This window comes from Streptomyces sp. NPDC042002 (assembly GCF_055588305.1).
In genome coordinates this window covers 516,210-534,998 of sequence record NZ_JBVJCT010000002.1, presented here as the reverse complement: position 1 = coordinate 534,998, position 18,789 = coordinate 516,210, and the positions used below count along the sequence as shown (strand labels likewise).

Annotated in this window: 13 protein-coding genes and 1 pseudogene; 5 read left to right on the top strand and 9 right to left on the bottom strand. The window is 72.6% G+C overall.

Annotated elements, in window-relative coordinates:
* Positions 1–576: 576 nt before the first annotated feature.
* Both car and ACZ6KY_RS05195 read left to right on the top strand, forming a co-directional pair.
* Positions 577–4,080, top strand: coding sequence for a carboxylic acid reductase (car, locus tag ACZ6KY_RS05200; protein ID WP_469308929.1), 3,504 nt, complete (start codon positions 577–579; stop codon positions 4,078–4,080).
* 352 nt (positions 4,081–4,432) lie between these two features.
* Positions 4,433–4,990 carry a TetR family transcriptional regulator gene (locus ACZ6KY_RS05195; protein WP_469308928.1) on the top strand — a complete coding sequence of 186 codons (558 nt, stop codon included), beginning with the start codon at positions 4,433–4,435 and terminating at the stop codon, positions 4,988–4,990.
* Between the two features lie 128 nt (positions 4,991–5,118).
* Here ACZ6KY_RS05195 and ACZ6KY_RS05190 read toward each other — a convergent pair whose 3' ends face one another.
* The 3 genes from ACZ6KY_RS05190 to ACZ6KY_RS05180 form a co-directional block, all read right to left on the bottom strand.
* Positions 5,119–5,865, bottom strand: a complete 747-nt coding sequence (locus tag ACZ6KY_RS05190) for an HAD family hydrolase (RefSeq protein ID WP_469308927.1) — start codon at positions 5,863–5,865, stop codon at positions 5,119–5,121.
* Positions 5,862–7,136, bottom strand: coding sequence for an acyl-CoA dehydrogenase family protein (locus ACZ6KY_RS05185; RefSeq protein WP_469308926.1), 1,275 nt, complete (start codon positions 7,134–7,136; stop codon positions 5,862–5,864). The genes ACZ6KY_RS05190 and ACZ6KY_RS05185 overlap by 4 nt, the downstream gene beginning before the upstream one ends.
* Before the next feature lie 455 nt (positions 7,137–7,591).
* Entirely contained in the window at positions 7,592–8,662 is a 1,071-nt protein-coding gene (locus tag ACZ6KY_RS05180; RefSeq protein ID WP_469308925.1) for a ScbA/BarX family gamma-butyrolactone biosynthesis protein, read from the bottom strand.
* A 123-nt stretch (positions 8,663–8,785) separates the two neighbouring features.
* On the opposite strand from ACZ6KY_RS05180, the gene ACZ6KY_RS05175 reads away from it, so the two are divergent.
* Complete coding sequence (locus ACZ6KY_RS05175; RefSeq protein ID WP_469308924.1) at positions 8,786–9,421, top strand: ScbR family autoregulator-binding transcription factor; 636 nt, start codon at positions 8,786–8,788, stop codon at positions 9,419–9,421.
* Positions 9,422–9,615: 194 nt separating this feature from the next.
* Positions 9,616–10,164: pseudogene (locus tag ACZ6KY_RS05170) on the top strand (aldo/keto reductase); the annotation flags it as partial.
* A gap of 314 nt (positions 10,165–10,478) precedes the next feature.
* Here ACZ6KY_RS05170 and ACZ6KY_RS05165 read toward each other — a convergent pair.
* Positions 10,479–11,162 (bottom strand): alpha/beta fold hydrolase, encoded by a 684-nt coding sequence (locus ACZ6KY_RS05165; protein ID WP_469308923.1) that lies wholly within the window; start codon positions 11,160–11,162, stop codon positions 10,479–10,481.
* An 86-nt stretch (positions 11,163–11,248) separates the two neighbouring features.
* Positions 11,249–11,458: a hypothetical protein gene (locus tag ACZ6KY_RS05160; RefSeq protein ID WP_469308922.1), complete on the bottom strand. Its 210-nt coding sequence runs from the start codon at positions 11,456–11,458 to the stop codon at positions 11,249–11,251.
* Positions 11,459–11,687: 229 nt separating this feature from the next.
* On the opposite strand from ACZ6KY_RS05160, the gene ACZ6KY_RS05155 reads away from it, so the two are divergent.
* On the top strand, positions 11,688–13,355 hold the full coding sequence (locus ACZ6KY_RS05155; RefSeq protein WP_469308921.1) for a beta-1,3-glucanase family protein: 1,668 nt from the start codon (positions 11,688–11,690) through the stop codon (positions 13,353–13,355).
* A 73-nt stretch (positions 13,356–13,428) separates the two neighbouring features.
* Here ACZ6KY_RS05155 and dacB read toward each other — a convergent pair whose 3' ends face one another.
* From dacB to ACZ6KY_RS05135, 4 genes are all read right to left on the bottom strand, one after another.
* Positions 13,429–15,015, bottom strand: a complete 1,587-nt coding sequence (gene dacB / locus ACZ6KY_RS05150; protein ID WP_469308920.1) for a D-alanyl-D-alanine carboxypeptidase/D-alanyl-D-alanine endopeptidase — start codon at positions 15,013–15,015, stop codon at positions 13,429–13,431.
* A gap of 607 nt (positions 15,016–15,622) precedes the next feature.
* Positions 15,623–16,675 carry a GNAT family N-acetyltransferase gene (locus ACZ6KY_RS05145; protein ID WP_469308919.1) on the bottom strand — a complete coding sequence of 351 codons (1,053 nt, stop codon included), beginning with the start codon at positions 16,673–16,675 and terminating at the stop codon, positions 15,623–15,625.
* Positions 16,672–18,561, bottom strand: a complete 1,890-nt coding sequence (locus ACZ6KY_RS05140; RefSeq protein ID WP_469308918.1) for a DUF4910 domain-containing protein — start codon at positions 18,559–18,561, stop codon at positions 16,672–16,674. Before ACZ6KY_RS05140 ends, ACZ6KY_RS05145 begins: the two co-directional genes overlap by 4 nt.
* Complete coding sequence (locus tag ACZ6KY_RS05135; protein ID WP_469308917.1) at positions 18,551–18,718, bottom strand: hypothetical protein; 168 nt, start codon at positions 18,716–18,718, stop codon at positions 18,551–18,553. The genes ACZ6KY_RS05140 and ACZ6KY_RS05135 overlap by 11 nt, the downstream gene beginning before the upstream one ends.
* Positions 18,719–18,789 lie beyond the last annotated feature (71 nt).

Here is an 18,789-nt window from a genome sequence, read left to right as displayed (position 1 = left end):
TCTTGTTTTTTCCCAAACCTCCCCTTGGTTGTAAATGGAGCGAGGGCCGCACGGCGACCCCCCCCCCCCCCCCCCCCCCCTCCCCCCCTACCCCCCCCCCCCCCCCCCCCCCCCCCCCCACCGCCGACGGACAGGGGCCGTTCCGGCGGGCGGAGACCCCGGGCCGCCGCCAGCCTCCTCCGGGGGGGTGGGTCGTGCGACGGCCGCCGGGCGGCGCGGCCCGGGCCGCCCGCGGTGCGGTGGCGCGCGTGCACGACACCGGACACGGACCCGGACGCGGTGCGCGCGATTTCCCGGGATTCGCCGCGCGCACCCGTACGGGAGCAATTGCGAACCGAGTCGCCGACACAATTCCCCACCCCCACCCCACCACCTCGTGACAATCTGGCGCACATTTCTCTCCGACGCTAAGCTGACCGCGCCTTGGCCACCGGAGCCCTCTGCTCCCATGCGCCGGCCCGGCCCGTGATGGTCTTCTTCGGCTTTCAGCCGGGCTCATGTGCCGGAAAGAATTCGCGGTCACAGAAAGGCGTGGTCATGGGTAATGATTCACCAGGCATCACCACGCGCGCTTCCGTGGGGAAAAGCCGGAAGCAGCGTATTGCCGAGTTGTTCCGGGCCGAGCCGGAGCTCGCCGACAGCATGCCGATGGCCGGCGTCTTCGAGGAGACCGCCGGACGCGGGCCACGCCTGTCCGAGATCGTCGGGCGGACCCTTGCGGCGTACGCCGACCGGCCCGCACTCGGCGAGCGCGCCAGGCAGTACGTCAGCGTGGACGGCCGCGTCACCGTGCGGCTTCTGCCCCGGTTCGACACCGTGTCGTACGGCGAGCTGTGGTCGCGGCTGGGCGCGGTCGCCGCCGACTGGTACCACCACCCGCGACACCCGCTGCGCGAAGGCGACTTCGTCGCGATCCTGGGCTTCGCCGGCACCGACTACACCACGGTCGATCTGGCGTGCGGCCAGGTCGGGGCGGTCGCCGTGCCCCTGCACACCAACGCCTCGGTCGATCACATCCGCCACCTGGTGGCGGAGGCCGCCCCGCGTGTCTTCGCCACGAGCACCGACCGGCTGGCGACCGTGCTCGAAGCGCTGGCCGGAGAGAGCCGCGTCCACCGGATCCTCGTCTTCGACCACCACCCCGAGCTCGCCGAACACCGGGAGGCGCTGGCGGCCGCCGAGCGGCTGCTGGACACGACAGGTGCCCCGATGACGCTGGAGCTGCTGTCCGACGTCGTCGGCCGCGCGGGCTCGCTGCCGCCGGTGCCCGGACTGCCGCCGGACAGCAGCGCCGACGGCGCGCTGTCGGCCCTCATCTACACGTCGGGCAGCACCGGCACGCCCAAGGGCGTGATGTTCCCGGAGTCGACCGTTTCCCTCATGTGGCGCCCGCCCGCGGGGGCCGACAACCAGTACCCGTTGATCACCGCCAACTTCCTGCCGCAGAGCCACCTGGTCGCCAGGAGGCTGGTGATCAAGACGCTGGCCACCGGCGGCACCGCGCACTTCGTGGCCGACAGCGACCTGTCCACCCTCCTGGACGACCTGTCGCTGATCCGGCCGACCGAGATCGCCATGGTGCCGCGGGTCTGCGAACTGCTCTTCGAGAGCTACCACGCCCAGCTCAACCAGCGCGCGGCACGCGGCGAGTTGCACGACGCCGACCACGCCGAGGTGATCGCGCACCTGCGCGACCACGTGCTGGGCGGGCGCGTCATCCACGCCCCCTGCGGGTCCGCCCCGCTCGCCCCGGAGCTGGCCGCCTTCCTCCGCGACGCCCTCGACGTCCCGCTCCTGAACAGCTACGGCACCACCGAGACCGGCCTGGTCATGCTGGACCACCACGTGCAGAGCCCCCCGGTGCTCGACTACAAGCTCGTGGACGTACCCGAACTGGGCTACTCCACCGCCGACTCTCCCCATCCGCGCGGCGAACTGCTGGTGAAGACCGCCCTCATCACCCCCGGTTACTACCGGCGTCCCGACGACACCGCCGAGGTGTTCGACCAGGACGGCTACTACCGCACCGGCGACATCATGGCCGAGACCGCGCCCGGCGAACTGGCCTACGTGGACCGGCGCAAGAACGTGCTCAAGCTCTCCCAGGGGGAGTTCGTCGCGCTGTCCAAGGTGGAGGCGGCGCTCGTCGCCAGCCCGCTGGTGCGGCAGGTCTTCGTGTACGGGAACAGCTCCCGCGCGTACCTGCTCGCCGTGGTGGTGCCGACCCCGGAGGCGATCGCGCAGGCCGGCGACGAGGCGGCGTTGAAGGCGGCGGTCGGCCGGTCGCTGCGACGCGTCGCCGCGCAGGCCGGACTGGCGCCGTACGAGGTCCCGCGCGACCTGATCGTCGAGACCGTGCCCTTCAGCAAGGACAACGGCCTGCTGACCGACTCGACCAAGCAGCTGCGCCCGCGGCTGAAGGAGCGGTACGGCGAACGGCTCGAGCAGCGGTACGCCGAACTCGCCGCGGGGCAGGCCGCGGAGCTGCGCGCGGTGTGGCAGGACCGCGACCGCCCGGTGGCCGAGACCGTCGCCCGCGCCGCGCAGGCGCTGCTGGCAGGGCTCGACGTCGAACCGGGCCCGGAGCGGCGTTTCACCGAGCTGGGCGGAGACTCGCTGACGGCGCTGTCCTTCGCCAACCTGCTGCGGGAGATCTTCGGCGTCGAGGTCTCGGTCGGAGTCCTCCTGGGACCGGCCAACAGCCTGGGCGAGATCGCCGGCCACGTGGAGCGGATGCGCGGCGCCGCCTCGGCGCAGCGGGCCACCTTCGCCGCCGTCCACGGCGAGCACGCCACCTCGGTACGGGCCAGGGACCTCACTCTGGACAAGTTCATCGACGCCGCGACACTCACCGCGAGCACGGCACTGCCCCGGCCGGCCGGCGAGCCGCGCACGGTGCTGCTCACCGGGGCCAACGGCTACCTCGGCCGACTGCTGTGCCTGGAGTGGCTGCAGCGGCTGGCCCCGGTGGGCGGCACGCTGGTCTGCCTGGTGCGCGCCGCCGACGACAGCGCCGCCCGGCAGCGTCTGGAGGAGTCCCTGGACAGCGGGGACACCGCGCTCAAGAGCCGCTTCGCCGAACTGACCGCCGGCGGCGCGCTGCGTGTGCTGGCCGGCGACATCGGCGCGGCGCGGCTGGGCCTGGGCGAGCAGGACTGGCAGCAGCTGACCGCCACGGTGGACCTCATCGTGCACCCGGCGGCGCTGGTCAACCACGTGCTGCCGTACCGGCAGCTGTTCGAACCCAACGTGACCGGCACCGCCGAGGTCGTCCGCGCCGCCCTGACCACCCGGCTGAAGCCGGTCGTGTACGTGTCCACCGTGGCCCTGGCCGCTCACGGCGCGGCCACGGCGGACGAGGACAGCGACATCAGGGCCGGCAGCCCGGAGCATGCGATCGACGACAGCCACGCGGGCGGCTACGCCACCAGCAAGTGGGCCGGCGAGGTGCTGCTGCGCGAGGCCCACGACCTGTGCGGGCTGCCGGTGACCGTGTTCCGCTCCGGCATGATCCTGGCGCACGCCCGGTACGCCGGGCAGCTCAACGTGCCGGACACCTTCACCCGCCTGCTGCTGAGCCTGATCGCCACGGGGATCGCGCCCGAGTCGTTCTACAGCGGCGCGCAGGACGGCCGGCGACCGCGGGCGCACTACGACGGACTGCCGGGGGACTTCGTCGCCGCCGCGATGGCCGCCCCGGGCTTCCGCACCGCCGGGTTCCGGACGTTCAACGTGGTCAACCCGCACGACGACGGTGTCTCGCTGGACACCGTGGTCGACTGGCTGGCCGACAGCGGGATCACCGTCCGCCGGGTCGGCGGCCACCGGCAGTGGCACGAGCAGTTCGAGGCCGCCCTGCAGACGCTGCCGCAGGCGCAGCGCCCGTACTCCCTGCTGCCGCTGATAGCCGCCTGGCGGGAGCCGCTCGTCCCCCGCACGACGTCGGCACTGCCCGCCGAGCGGTTCCGCGCGGCGGTGCGCACCGCCGGCATCGGTGCCGAGCGGGACATCCCGCACCTGTCCCGGCCGTTGATCGAGAAGTACGTGGCGGACCTGCGGCACCTGGGCCTGATCCCGTAGGACCCGTCCGCCCCGGGAAGTGACGGTGCGTTGCTTTCCGGGGCGGACGGGACGGCGCCGTGGGAGCCGCCGCGGTGCGCGTGCTCCCGCGGGAGTCCGCCGCCCAGGAGTCCGCCGCCGGGCCCGGCCAGGGCACTGTCGCCCGGGGCGGCGGCCGACGCCGGACTGCTTCGCGCCCGCCCCGGCCGTGCTCCGGGCGGGCCCGCCCGGAGCACGGCCGGATATCGCCGCACGCTCAGTGACACCTGGATATGATCACGTCGATGCGTTCGGCGGCGCGTCGCTACCGTAAAAGATACCTTTTCAAAGGTTTTTATCGGGGCGGAGGCTCGGCATGGTTCAGGAACGTGCGGTGCGTACACGAGAGCAGGTGCTCGACGCGGCGGCTGAGGAGTTCGCCGCGCACGGCTACATGGGCACGACGCTGCTCGGTGTGGTCAAGCGCACCGGCATGACCAAGGGCGCGCTGTACGGTCACTTCTCCTCCAAGGAGGAGCTGGCGGCGGCGCTGATCGAGGAGGCCGGGGCCGAGCTGAGCCTGCGTGCGGCGGGGGCCGGCCGGCCGAGACCGGCGGCGGTCGACACGCTGCGCGAGACCGTCCTCGGCCTCACCCGGCACCTGCGCCAGGACGCGCGGGCCCGGTCCGCGTTGCGGCTCGCCGTGGAGGTCCCCTGTCTGGACCGGAGCGACCACGGGCTGGTGGAGCGGATCTGCCTGCCGCTGGCCCGTGCCGTCGCGCAGACGCAGGCCGGTGACGGGGGCTCGGGCGGACTGCCCCCGCAGGCCGTGGCCCGCCTGCTGATGTCGGTCTTCTTCGGGATCCCTCATCCCGTGCCCGTCGACGACGCCGACGCGGCGCGGCGGTTCGACGACCTGTGGGCGACCGTGTCCGCGCCGACGCCGGACTGACCGGCGTCACAAACCCGCACGCGGAGCCAAGGTGCGCCCGCCTCCTCACCGGTGCGGACGGCGCCCCTCCCCCGCCGCGCCGGGGGAGCGGGCTCGCGCCGGGGACGCGCACCCGCTCGCAGGGCCGGTCAGGCACCGGCCCCGCGGGCCTCCTCCCCGCACTGCTCCCGCGTGGGGCCCAGGAGGGCGGGGACGTCGTCCACGGCCTGCGGGTGCAGCACCCGCGCCCGCGGCAGCCGTGCCCGCAGTTCCGGCGATCCGCCGACGACGACCGGGTTCCCCACCTCCGTCAGCATCGGCAGGTCCGAGACGTGGTCCCCGTACGCGTAGCACTGCGCCGGGTCCACGGCCGGCCGGCGCCGCAGCATGTCGCGGACCGCCGCGCGCTTCGCCTCTCCGATGCAGGGGCCGCCCACGAGCTCACCGGTCAGCACCCCGTCCCGGACCTCGGGCACCGTGCACAGCAGGCAACTCGCACCCACCTCGGCGCCGATGGGCGCCAGCACCGCGGAGAAGGATCCGGACACCAGGACCAGCGTGTACCCCGCCTCGCGGTGCAGTTCCAGCGCCCGGCGCGTGGAGGCGAGGTAGAAGCCGGCAGCCGCCGACCGCTCGCGGTACCAGGCCCCGGCCAGCTCCGCGACCCGGGCGGCCGGCTCGCCCGCCCAGGCCCGGTAGTACAGGTGGCTCACGGCCTCCCGGGAAGCGCCGGCAAAGGTGTGACGGGCCAACTCCCGCCGCACATCCGCCGCGTGGCGGGCGCCCGGCGCTCCGCGGGTGCGGCGGAAGTAGTAGTCGAGGAAGTCGAACACCGACTTCACCGCGATGAGCGTCTCGTCTACGTCGCTGAACACCAGGCCGGCCGACCGGCTCACCGCGTCTCCCGCGGCACCGGCCGCCGGCTCCCGCTCCAGGCGGCGTACGCGCCGGCCGCGGCGTCCGGCCGCAGCGCGCCGTGCGACGCGACCGTGTGAACGTCGCGCCAGGCCCGCTGGACCTCGCCGGTGTCGTCCCGGACGTGCGCGCCGCCCGTCCTGAACAGCCGCTGGACGGCCTCCACCAGCACCTCGGCCGCCACCGCGGCGTCGCGCCGGTTGACCGCCTCGACGCCCGGCGAGGTGGGCTCCGCGTCGGCGCCGGCGGCGGCCCGGTCCAGCAGCAGGGCCACGGCGTCGATCTCGGCGGCGGAGCGCGCCAGCGTCCGCCGGACGGCCATGTCGTCCAGGGCCGCCGGGCGCCCGGCGGGCGCGGTCCTGGCCCAACAGGTCCAGGAACTCAGCGCCAGTCGAGCCGCGCCGAGCGCCGGCGCGCAGAACATCGCGCCGCCGGCCTGCAGTCCTGACGCCTGGCGGGCCGGCGTGGCCCCGGGCTCGGCCTTGGCGCACAGCACGTCGGCCAGCGGGCGGGCACGCCGACCGGGCACAAACACCGCGCGGGCGTCGACGGAGTTGCTGCCGGTGCCGCGCAGGCCGGTGCTGTGCCAGGTGTCGCGCACGACCACCTCGGAGCGCGGCACCGCCAGCACCCACACCGCGGGCCGTGCCACCACGGCGGGGGTACCACGGGCAGGGGGCGCGGTGCCGCCGACCGGGGATGCGCCGTCCCCGGCCGGGGACGCGGTGTAGTCGGCCGGGGCGGCGAGCAGGACCCAGTCGCAGGAGTCCACGCCGCTGACGCAGTCCCACCGGCCGTCGATCAGCCAGCCGCCCGGTACCGGGCGGGCCGTTCCGGCAGGGGGAGCCAGGGCCGCGGCGATCAGCGTGTCGGGGCCCTTCTCCCACAGCTCCCGCTGCGCCTCCTCGGGCAGCCTGGCGGCGTACCGCCCGTGCGCGGCCCAGAGCATGCCGCACCAGGCGGCCGAGGCGCACCCTTCGGCGACCAGCGCGGTGGCGCTGATCAGGTCGGCGAAGCCGCCTTCGCAGCCGCCCCACCGGCGGGGCACGAAGTGGCGTGCGAAGCCCGCCTCCCGGAGGGCGGCCACGGCCTCGGGCGCCAGCCGCCGGTCCCGGTCCGCCTCCCTGGCGCCGCGCCCCGCCGTTCGGGCGGCGTGCAGCACGGCGTCCTCGGCGAGCGTGCCGCCCGGCCTCCCCGGAAGCGGCGGGCCGGGCCTCTGCTCTTCTTGGAGATCGGTCTGATGCAGCATCATTCGGCTACTGGTCTCCTCGCAGGTGCGGATGCCGGGTCGGCAGAAACGTTCCCTGCGCGCCCGCGCGTCGGTGCACGCCGCCGCACGGAAGGACCTCAGCGGTGGCGTGTCGTGGCTGGTTGGGCGTGAGTGCGGCTTGGCGCCGCTGTGGCCGGCGCCGCTGCGCACGCGGGCGCCGGCCGGTGCGGGACGCACCGCTCATGAGGTGCGGGCAGCGTAGGTGTGGGCGGTCACCGCGGGCCGGTACAGCGGTGGTCACCGGCCGACGGGCCGGTGGCCACCGCTACGGCGTGTCCGCCACCTCGCGTCGTCCGCCGCGGGGCGGGGCCGGCGACGTCCGAGGCGCGCCCGCAAGGCGGTGTCGTCCTCGTCGTGGGCATGCCCGGACGAGCCCGGCGCCGCAACAGGCGTGCATACCGGGCGTCGCCGACCGGACGCGGCTGTGCGGACTCGCCCTAGATGTATTGACCGGCGGGCTTGTTCACGTGGGTGACGGGTGGCTGGCCGTCGAGTGCGGTGCGGCAGGTAAGGCCGCGCGGCAGCCACTCCATGGTGACCTCGGCGACGACCTCTTCGCGCTGAACGGCCGTCACGTGCAGCAGCGTGGCGTCCGAGGCGGTCGCGGGCGACCGCAGGTCCGCGCCGAGCCGCACCGGCTCGTCAAGGTCGGCGAAGGCCGGGCAGTCCATCCGCACGGAGCGCAGGACCGCGCCCGCGGGAGCGATACCGCGGCGGTGGATCAGGTGGTGACCCAGCTGGCGGGCGCCCTCCAGCGTGACCATCAGCGGAATGTGGTCCCCGGGGTGATCGAAGAGCACGGCGTGGTGGAGGTCGATCAGCAGCTGCCACTCTCCCGCCTCGGTGCGGCCGAGCACGCTGTCCTTGGCCCGCAAGCGGCCCACGTCGCCCGCCGGCAGACGGGCCGCCGCACAGTGGCCGACGCGGCCGGCCGCATCACTGTCCTGCCCCTGCGCCCCCCGCCAGCGCAGCCGCCGGTACAGCCCCTCGTCGAGGGCCCAGACGCGCAGCGCGGTCCGGGCGCACTCGCGCCCGGCCACCGACACCACCGCGTCCACCTGCATGCCGAAGCGACGGGGCGACCTGTTCGCCACCCACGACCAGCGGGCGTCCAGGGTGACCTGCAGCGGGGCGTCGCCGACCATGAGGGCCTCGTGGCCCGTGATCTCGAAGTGGGTGTCGCTGCCGATGAAGCGGTAGCCCGCCGGAATTCCGTAGTGCTCGTGCGCGAGGTAGACCAGGGCCTGGCGCACGGTCTCGGTCAGCAGCAACGGGTCGGACAGGCCCTGGGCATCGGGAGAGTAGAGCGCATGGTCACGAGGCCACTGGGCCCCCACCATGAACCTGTCCTCGCCGACGGGCAGGGCGTCCGTGATGAAGACCTCCGCGACCGCGGCCCGGTGGACCAGCTGCCGCGAGACGGGTTGGAGAAATTTCAGACAGGCAGCCGCATCTGTTGTGCCCGATGCGCCCGGGCCCCTGGCCGGCCGTTCACGTAACTGGTCCATGGCCTCCCCCTCGTATTAAGATCGGGAATGTCGTGACGGACGGTGCAACAAGAAAATATACCTTCGCAGAGGTATCTAGCAAGGTTCACGGATGTACCACAGACCCACACGGGAAGAAGGACCATGAACCGCAACAGCGATGCGCGGGCAACAGCCGGAACCAAGACCTCCCCGCGGGAACTCAAGCAGGAACGGGCCGGCCACACCCGCAGGCAGCTCCTGCAGGCCGCTGCCAGCGCCTTCGCCGAAAAGGGGTTCCCCGCCGTCACCCTGCAGGACATCGCCGACCGCGCGGGGGTGACCAAAGGCGCGGTCTACTTCCACTTCATGAACAAGGAGGCCGTGGCGGTCGCCGTCTCCGAGGAGTTCTACACGCAGTTGCCCGCCGTCGCCGAGTCGGTCATGGCCAGGGAACTGCCGCCGCTCGACGCTGTCGCCGAGTTCCTCCTGCAGACCGCGGTCTTCCTGCGCGACAATCCGGTGGCGCAGGCCGGTGCCCGGCTGCAGATCGAGCGGAACCTCATCAACGCCGACCTGCCGACGCCGTTCAGCGGGTTCACCCAGCTCATCACCGAGTTGCTGGTACGCGCCCAGGACGAGTGTACGTGGCAGCCCACCGCCGACGCCGCCGTCATCGCCCGCATCATCGTCGCCGCGTTCTTCGGCAGCCAGCACATCTCCTGGATCGAGCACAACCGCCAGGACCTGACCGACCGCACACGGGAGATCCTCGCCACCGTTCTCCACTGGCCCGCGTGATCCCGCGTGCCGTCCCAGCCGTCCACCGTCACCCGAGGAGAGCCCGCCCCATGCCTGTTCCCGCTCTCCCGGTCATGTCTCTGGGCACCAGCGGCCCGGCAGCTTGTCATTTAAGGTCCGGCGTCGAACGCGGCTCGAACTTGGTCGGCGTTTTCGCAGTTCAGCGGACGTGAGGAGGGCCTCCGTCTGATCCTGTGCTCCGTCACAGAGTGGATCAGCGCGAAGGCCGTGGTCGTGACATCTGCGGACCCAGCGCACCGGTCCAGGCGCAGGAAACCCCGCAGGCCGCCCCATGCGGGCGTCACCTGTCCGACACCGCCGACCTGTACGGGGACGGCGGGAACGAGGTGCTCCTCGGCCCCTTCGTCCGCTTCCACCGCGAACGGGGCTTCCTCGCCACGAAGTTCGGCATCGTGCGGCAGCCGGGCCCGCGGACCTGGAACCAGGTCCGCGACGACCGCGCCTACGTCCGCCGGTGCGCCGACGCGAGCCTGGAGCGCCTCGGCATCGACACGATCGGCCTGTACGACGCGCACCGCCGCGACCTCTCGGTTCCCCCGGAGGAGACCGTCGGCGCGATGGCGGAGCTCGTCCAGGAGGGCAGGGCCCGCCCCTTGGGGCTCTGCGAGTTGACCGGCCCCGAACTGCGCGCGGCCCACGCCGTCCACCCGATCACCGCGGTGCGGTCCGAGTGGTCGCTCCTCGGCCGTGCCGTCGAGACGTCGGCGGTCCCCGCGGCTGCGGAACACGGCGTGGCGTTCGTCGCGTACTCGCCCCTCGGCCGTGGTCCGCTCACCGGCGCGCTCCCCGACAGCAGCGAACTGAGCGCGGGCGACACCCGGTTGACGATGCCCCGGTTCACCGGCGAGTACGTTCGCACCGCCTACGCGCCCCTCGGGACCGTCCGCGGCCGAACTCGCCGCGCTCGAACCGCCGGCGGCGCAGGCGGCCGGCACCCGCTACGCGGACACGAGCAGCACGGCGGCGGCCCGGGAGCGCCCCGCGGCCCCGGCGGCGGTGTGCTGAGCACCGGCTCCCGGTCAGGGCCGCATCAGCGTCACGCGCTCCCGCCGGCCGGCGGGAGCGCCCCGAGGACGGCCGCGAGACCGCCCGGATCGCGACGGGCGATGTTGTGGCCGACGGGAATCTCGTGCACCCGCCAGCCCGAGTCGTGGCGCAGCCGTTCGGTCACGGCCGCGAACGGGCTGCCCGGCCACGCGCCTCCGCTGATGAACGTGCGGCCGACCGCGCGTCCGGGGTCGCTCCGCAGCCTGAGCGACTGGAGGAAGCTCGCCAGCGGGTGCGGTCGTGCGCGCGGGTCGGCCCCGCAGGGGACCGCCACCCAGCGGCCGTCGTCGCGGGCACCGGCCATGAACAGGTGCCGGAACCGGTCGCTGGTCAGGGACCAGCACGAATCACCGTCCTGCGGGACGTAGGCGTCGATGAAGACGAGCTGATCAAGGCGGTCACCGAGCCGGTCCGCGACACCGGCGATCACCATCCCGCCGTAGCTGTGCCCGCACAGCGCGAGGGGCCCTTCACCACCGCAGTCGACGATCTCGGCCACCTGGTCGATGTGGGTGTCGAGATTCGGCGGCCGGTCCACGTCGACCGGGCCGTTCGGCTCCAGCCCCGCCAGGGTCACCGCGTCGACCTGGTGACCGTCGCGGTGCAGCTCGGCCGCCACCGCGTCAAACGCCCACCCTCCCTGCCAACCGCCTGGCACCATCACGAACTTCACCGCGCCATCGTAAGCGGACCGCGTGGCGAATCTGCCGGGACACCGCTGATGGAGCGTGTTCGGCAAGACGAACGCGTACACCTCGCTCATCGAGCGCTCTCCTTCGCGAAGAAGACCGCCGCTCTTCGCAGCACTTCGATCGTCTGCGCCTGCTCGGCGGCCAGCCTCCGCAGCCGGCACAGCTCTTCACACTCGGCCGTCGTCAGCTCTCCCGGCGCCCCCGGACCCTGGTCGATCGTGTCCTGCCTGACCCAGTTCCGCATTCCCTCGGCGCTGACCTCGATCTGACGGGCCACCTCGGTGCCGGCTCATCAGGCACCGCATGGTCGCTCCCCGGACCGCGTGGACCTCAGGCGCGGGGGTTTCCGGTGAGGCGTGAGCGCTGTTACGTGGAGGTAATGGTTCCGCAACCTTGACTGTATTGGTCCAGTCCAATAACGTCACCCCCGCACAGAACCGCGCACGAACCAACTCCCCCCGCCCGTCACATTGCTGACGGACCATCACCCCTCCGGGAGGGCCCCTGTGGTTTCCCGACGTTCCTTCCTGACCGCGGCCGGTGCCATCACCGGTACGGCCGCACTCAGCCCGCTCTCACCCATCTCGCCGTTGATCTCCACCGCTGCGGCAGCGGGCGTCTCGCTCCCCGTGAAACTGGCGAACAACTCCGGCCAGGACACCGTCTACGCCTACATATCCGGCACCGACAGCAGCGGCTGGCCGGTCTTCGTCTCGGCGAACGGCGCCCTGAACCGGCTGCCCAACCCGTCGTCCGCGGTGACCCCCATCGCCGACTACTCGATCGCGCTGGGTGCCTCCGGTTCGGCCGCCAAGACCATCACGCTGACCGACTACATCATCGGCGGCCGTGTCTGGTTCTCGGTCGGGCAGAAACTCCAGTTCTTCGTCAACCCGGGCTCCCCGCCCGGCGTGGTGCAGCCCGCCCTGGTGAGCTCCGACCCCAACTGGGCCACCAACTGGACGTTCTGCGAGTTCACCTTCAACAGCGCCAACCTGTACGCCAACATCTCCTACGTCGACATGGTCGCGCTGCCGATCTCGATGGCCAGCACCGGCAGCGGAGGCACCCAGTCGGTCAGTCCGCTGCCCGCCGGCGCCCTCGCCTCCATCGCCTCCGGCCTGCAGACCCAGCACGCCTCCGACGGAGCGCCCTGGGACAGACTGGTGGTCACCGACTCCTCCGGCGGGGTGCTGCGCGTCATGGCACCCTCGCACTCACCGGTGGACTTCGGCGGCTACTGGAACGACTACCTGAACCGGGTCTGGAGCCACTACGCCTCCACCCCGCTGACCATCAACGGCCAGGGCAGCATCGGTTCCTACACCGGCACCGTCTCCGGCAACGCCATCGTCTTCTCCGGTCTCAACACCAACGGCGTGCCGTTCACCAAGCCGAGCGCCGTCGACATCTTCGGCTGTGCGTCGGGTCCCCTCTACAACTCCGGCGGGGACGCCCGCGGGGCGATCGCCGCACGGCTCGCCGCCGCGCTCAACCGCAGCTCGCTCCTGGTCTCGGGCGGGAACAACAACCCCGACGGCGTGACACCCTCGCAGTACTACACGGACTCGGTCACCAACCACTACGCGCGGCTGGTCCACAAGTACGCCAGCATCGGCTACGCCTTCCCCTACGACGACGTCGGCCCCACCGGCTCGGCCCCCGTCGACGGGCACATCCAGGACGGGGCGCCCACCTCGTGGAGCATCACCCTGGGCGCCGGCAGCGGCTCCGGCGGAGGATCCGGGGGCGGCTCGGGCACCGTCAGCGCCTACAGCACCATTCAGGCCGAGTCCTACTCGGCACAGAGCGGGACCACCACCGAGAGCTGCTCCGACACCGGCGGCGGCAGCGACGTGGGCTACATCGCGAACGGCGACTGGCTGAAGTTCTCCTCCGTCGACTTCGGTTCGGCCTCCCCGAACCAGTTCAAGGCCCGGCTGGCGTCGGGCGCGGCCGCCGGTGTCAGCGGTGCCGTCCAGGTGCGGCTCGACAGCACCAGCGGCACGAAGATCGCCGAGATCGACTTCGGCAACAACGGCGGCTGGCAGACCTGGCAGACCGTTCCCACGAACATGTCCGCCTCCGCCACCGGAGTCCACGACGTCTACCTGGTCTTCTCGGGCAGCACTTCGGACTTCACCAACATCAACTGGTTCACGTTCACCAGCTGAGTCCGCGGACAGCGGTGCAGCCGCCCCGTCGGGGGCGGCTGCACCGCTGTCTGATCGGCTGGACTCCGTCGCGCTAGTGGTGTGCCGAGGCCTGCTCCTGGAGGATGGCCGTGATCTGGTTGACGTCGTTGAAGATGCTGAGGAAGCTCTGGAGGTCGGGGCTGGCGGCACCGTTGACGCCGACGAAGAAGGTCAGCAGGCGGCCGTCGTCGGTCTTCAGGTAGCCGGCCTCGTTCTGGGCCGAGGCCGCGAGCTGCTGGTTCAGCTCGTCGTCACCGAGAATGGTGCCGGGCTTGGCGAAGACCTTGCCCTTGGCCGGGCAGTTCGTGGTGCAGGACATCGCGTTCGAGCCGTCGACGCCGAGGATCGGGAGCAGCCTGCGGAAGGCCTTGGCGTCGGGGGTGTGCAGCCAGTAGGTGAGGAGCTCGACGAGGCCGTTCGGGGTGACCCGCTCGGCCGGCACGCCGCCGCGCCCGTCCGCGAGCTGGAACTGCTTCGGGTCGATCTTCGCGACGTTGGTGAGGAATTCGTGCTCGATCGGGAACGCGTCGAAGCAGTTCCTGCTGCCGCGCGCGACGGCCATGTTGCACAGGGCCAGGTTCGCGCCGAGGTTGTGGCTGACCTTGAGGATCAGCTTGGCGTACTGGCTGTACGGCGGGGAGACGTACGCGGCGACGCGGGGGTCGTGGCGGTAGGAGTGGGGCAGCTGGTCCTGCGGGTTGGGGCCGGTGGGCGGCGCGGTGACGGTGACGCCGGCGCGGCCGAGGGCCTCGATCAGCGCGGTACGGCCGAAGGCGTTCGGGTCCTTGATGTCGGAGACCCGCAGCAGTGGCTGCGAACCCGCGGCGATGGTGCCGGTGAGGTGGATCTGGGTGCCGTCGGGCGAGGCGGTCACGTTGACGGAGGTGGTCCCGCCGCTGGAGACCGTCCGGACGGTGGAGGTGACGTGGTACGGCGAGACCTGCGGGCGCCAGAACAGCTTGGCCGCCTGCCCGGGCCTGGTCGGGGTCGTCAGCAGATCGATCAGGTTGTCGTTGAGGATCAGCGGGGTGGGCTGCGGGCTCAGATCCGGGAGGTTGAACAGGCGGGGGTCGATGACGACGTTGCCGTCGACCCGGGTGATGCCGGCCTTGCGGATCTGCCGGGCGATCTGGTTGATGCCGGCGAGCGGGTTCTCAGGGGTGAGGGTCGCGCCGGGGATCGCGGCCTCGGTGTGGTCGATGTCGGTGTAGTCCACCGAGCCGTCGGGCTTGGTGCGCCCGCCCATGGTCAGGTCGCCCTGGGCGACCAGCGCCAGGTTCCCGTGCAGCGTCGACCCGGCGCGGGTGCCGGTCGCCATCACCGGAGTGGTGAAGCGGTGGTTCGGACCGACGGTACGCCAGGCGGTCGAGATGGTGACCAGCTTGACCGTCGAGCCGGGGACGAAGAACTGGTTCGCGAACCGGGAGTGGATCACCCGGCCGCTCTCCGGGTCCGTCTCCAGCACACCCCACTGCGCGTGCTCGTAGCCGGGCTTGTGCATGATCGCCTCGATGGCGGGCCCGAGGCCGTCGTCGTGCGCCGCCGCCGGGGGGCCGGCGGCTGCCGCCCCCGCCAGGAACACGATTGTCGCGCCGACAGCCGCCCAGGTCCGGGGTCGGCCACAGATCATCGGTCTCATGCATTCCGCCATTTCTGGAGTCGAAGAAGCCGAGTCGAAGAGGCCCGCATCGCACGGGGGCGACTCGCACGGGCCCTGCTCGCCGGGGCGCTCCTGGCGGCATCGTAAGAACACGAACCGCGCTCGTTCCGCTGCTCGGCGCCGTGCCGACAACACGTGGGACAACTTCATCCGGTCGGCCGATCGCCGGAGCCGGGAACGCCGGAGTCCGCACGAAGCGAGCCGCTTGTGCAACAGACCCGAAGGGTGTTGCGGAAGGCTGCGGGCGGGCGTGGCGCCGTGTGGTCGCCGCCGGTGCCGGTCACCGGCCTCGCCGGGGTTCTTCACCCGGTCGGTGCGCCCGCGCAGGCCGTCGGGGTGAGGGTCCTGGCCTCTGGCCTGCCGTACGGCGGCAAGTACCGCGGGGTCGTCGCCGTGTCGGCCGAGATGGCCCAGGAGGACGTGGATCCGCCCGGTCAGCCGTGGCGGTCCGGCCAGGCCGTCAGTTGCTGCCGGCCGCCGAGGTGGTCGACGATCGGGTCGGTGCTCTTCCGGTGCGGGCCGGGAGCTCGTCCTTGCGAAGTCCGTCAGCGCGGGCGCCAGGTGCGGACTTCCAGGTGAAGTCCGGTCAGGCGTCGGGTGGGGCGATGCAGGCGAACAGGCGCAGGGGTCTCATGCCGTGGCGGGTCTTCATGGGCTGGTTGCTGCGGCCGCCCTCCACCCAGCGTTTTCGCCACTCGATGGCGGTACGGATTTCGGTGGCCCACAGAAGGTAGTTGGGGCTGAAGCCGTCGAGGGTGGCGTGGCTGGTGCCGCCCGCCCACATGTGCAGTCGCTCGTCGTCGAGGAGGACGACCGCGGCGGCCAGCATCCGGCCGCCGCGGTCGACGCGGACGACGCGGGCGCTGTCGCCCAGGGCCATGACGAAGTCGGTGAAGGCAGGCTCGGGATACATGCCGGCGCTGCCGTACTTGGCTGCCGTGCGGCGGGTGAGGTCGCCCACCGTCCGCAGGACGTCGGGGCGGGGTGCCTCGACGGCGGTGGTGACGCCCGCGTCCGCGGCGCGCCGCAGGTACTGGCGGATCGTGCGCCTGGTGCGGCTGCCCAGGGTGGCGAGGTAGGTGTCGTAGGAGTCGAAGGGGTCTCCCGCCGTACCGTGCAGCGGGAGCTGGAAGCGGGTGACGATCGGTTCCACCCGCCATCCCTTGTTCCGGGCGGCGTCGAGGACCGGGTCGCCTTCGGCGACGCTGACGAGTCCGGTGGTCCGGGCGCCGTCGGCGGCCGCCAGTTCGCGCAGGGTGTCCAGTACGGCTCCCAGGACGCGGGCCTGTTGTGCGGGGCCGGTCGCCCGTACGGGTACGCGGGTGTCGTAGCAGTACCAGTTGTGCCCGAGGAGCGCGGGGCCGTCGGCCTCCTGGATGCCGACGCCGCGCAGGAAGCCGTACGGGTCGCCCTGCTTCTGGAGGTAGCACGGCAGGACGGCGAGGGTGCGGCCCGCGGCGGCGACCGTCAGGTAGCGGGCCGCGAGGAACGGGCTCAACGGGCTTGTCTGGTAGGCCCGCAGGTAGGCGGGCGTGTAGTGGACGGGCGCCGCGCTCGCCGCGGCGAGCTGTTCCCACTGGACGGTGTCGACGTCGTCGATGGCGTCGGTGACAGTGACGGTGACATGCGGCGTACTCAACTCTGCTCCCACTCCCCTTCCCGCTCCCGTTCCTGTTCCTCTTCCTTCACCCAGCCCGCTCCTGCCGTGGCGGCCAGGAAGCGTTCCCCGAAGCCCGGCTCCCATCGGATCCCCGCGTCGAGCTGGGCGGTGCGGATCACGTCCGCCGTGCCGCAGACTCCGTCGACGCTCTGGGCCAGGGCCATCGCGGAGGCGTAGAACCGGCCCCGGTCGTCGGCGAGCCGGCGCAGGAACCACTGCCGGTGGGTCTCGTCCACGGCTCCCATCAGGGCGCGGAGGTTGAAGGGGCCCGGCCATGCCCTGTGTAGTGCCCTGTGCAGGCGCGGTCCCTCGTGCCGTGGCGCGGGTATGTCGTCCCGGGCCGCTGTGAGTGTGTGGTGCAGGCCGGCCAGGAGGCGGTCCTGCCGGTCGAGGACGCCGGGGCCGGCGCCGAGCGGTCGCAGGGTGTCCAGGGCGTCGCGGCCGTACTGCCAGCGGCGGGTCAGCAGGGCGGCGGCGGACGGGTCGTCGTCGGGTGGCAGGCAGGCGGTCATCCGGCGGGCCGTCCAACGGGTGAGGAGGCGGGCGATCCGGTCGGCCTCCGGGGGGCCGGCCGTCGCGACGACGGCGGCGGCGGACGCGGCGATAGCGGCGGACCTGCGCAGTTCCTGCGGGTCGACCTTGTCGAGTGTGTCGGCGCCGGAGTGGTTGAACCGGTCGGGCCAGTGGCCCAGTTGGACGGCGGGACAGCCGATCGCACGGTCGGCGAGTACCGCGTGGTCGGAGGCGCCGACGAACGGGGTCGTACGCCATGCCCACACGTCGCAGCCGACGGCTCCGCTGTAGGAGCGGGCGGCGGGCGGCAGGGCGCGCACGCAGGCCTCGACCACGGCGTTGGCGAAGTGCGGGAGGTATTCCGGGCTGTGTTCGACGATCAGCGGGCCTCCGCAGCGCCGCTGGTCCTGGCCCACCATGTCGAGATCGACCGCCATCATGGGCAGCGGTTCCTCGCGCTCCTCGACGAGCCGGTGGACGTAGGCGGCCAGTCCGACGAACTCGGGCGCCCAGACGAACCCGACGGGGCGGCGCAGCGGGCGGGCGGCAAGGACCCGTCCGGCCGCGAGGGCGGCCGCGACCCCGGAGGCGTTGTCGTTGGCGCCGGGGGCGGGATGGCAGAGGTGCGCGGTGATCAGGCAGGCGTCGGGCGGCGTCGGTGGCGGGGCGGCTGGTCCCGCCGGGGTGCGGGCGACGACCACCGGCATCCGGGCGGGGGTGGTGTCGACGTCGACGGTCACGCGGGCGCGTTCGCCCCTGCGGTGGGCGGCGTGCAGTGCGTCCATCTGGCCGGGGACCACGCTGAATCCGAACAGGGCGCTGTCGCCGGGCAGTTCGACGCGGCCCGCCGCGTCCAGCCGGTCGGAGCCGGTCGTCACGCAGAAGCCGCTCGCCCGCTCGTCGCGCATCCGGGTGAGCAGTTTCGCGTCGAGTCCTTGCGCCGACGGGATCAGGACCACCGCGCCCGGTGGCCATCGGTCGTCCTGCGCGCGCACGAGGGGGGCTTCGCCGTGTGCGGCGGCCGAGTGGGCGACGAGGGCGTAGGGCTGGGCGGGGTAGTCGAGGAGCGCGGTCCGGCCCGGGACGGACAGGCGGGCGGAGCGCGGGGTCCAGGAGGAGGGCGCGGTGAACGTCCACCACCGGGTGCGGCCATCGGCGGGGAAGTCCAGGATCTCCACCCCGGCCAGTCCGGCGCGTTCGGCCTCGGCCGCCACGAAGTCGGCCGCGGCCGCGATGCCGGCCGATCCCTGGTAGCGGTCCCACTCGGTGAGCCGGGCGACCCAGCGCATCGCCTCGTCGGCGTCGATGCCGTGATGGATTCCGGCGACGAGGCCGGTGAGGCTACCCGGCATCGGCGAACGCGTCGCGGAAGGCGGTCAGGCGGATCTCGGAGAGCGGTACGGCGATCTTGTAGAACGGGCTGTCGCGGCGGCCGGGGCCGTCGGGACCCTCGCCCGGCCCGCCGCCGGACGCCGCTTCGGGGGGGTGTGTTGTGCCTGGGACGGACAAGGGCCCCGTGGGACCGACATCCCCTCCCCCGCGCCCCTGCTGTTCCCAAAACCCACTCGTTGAGCGATGTC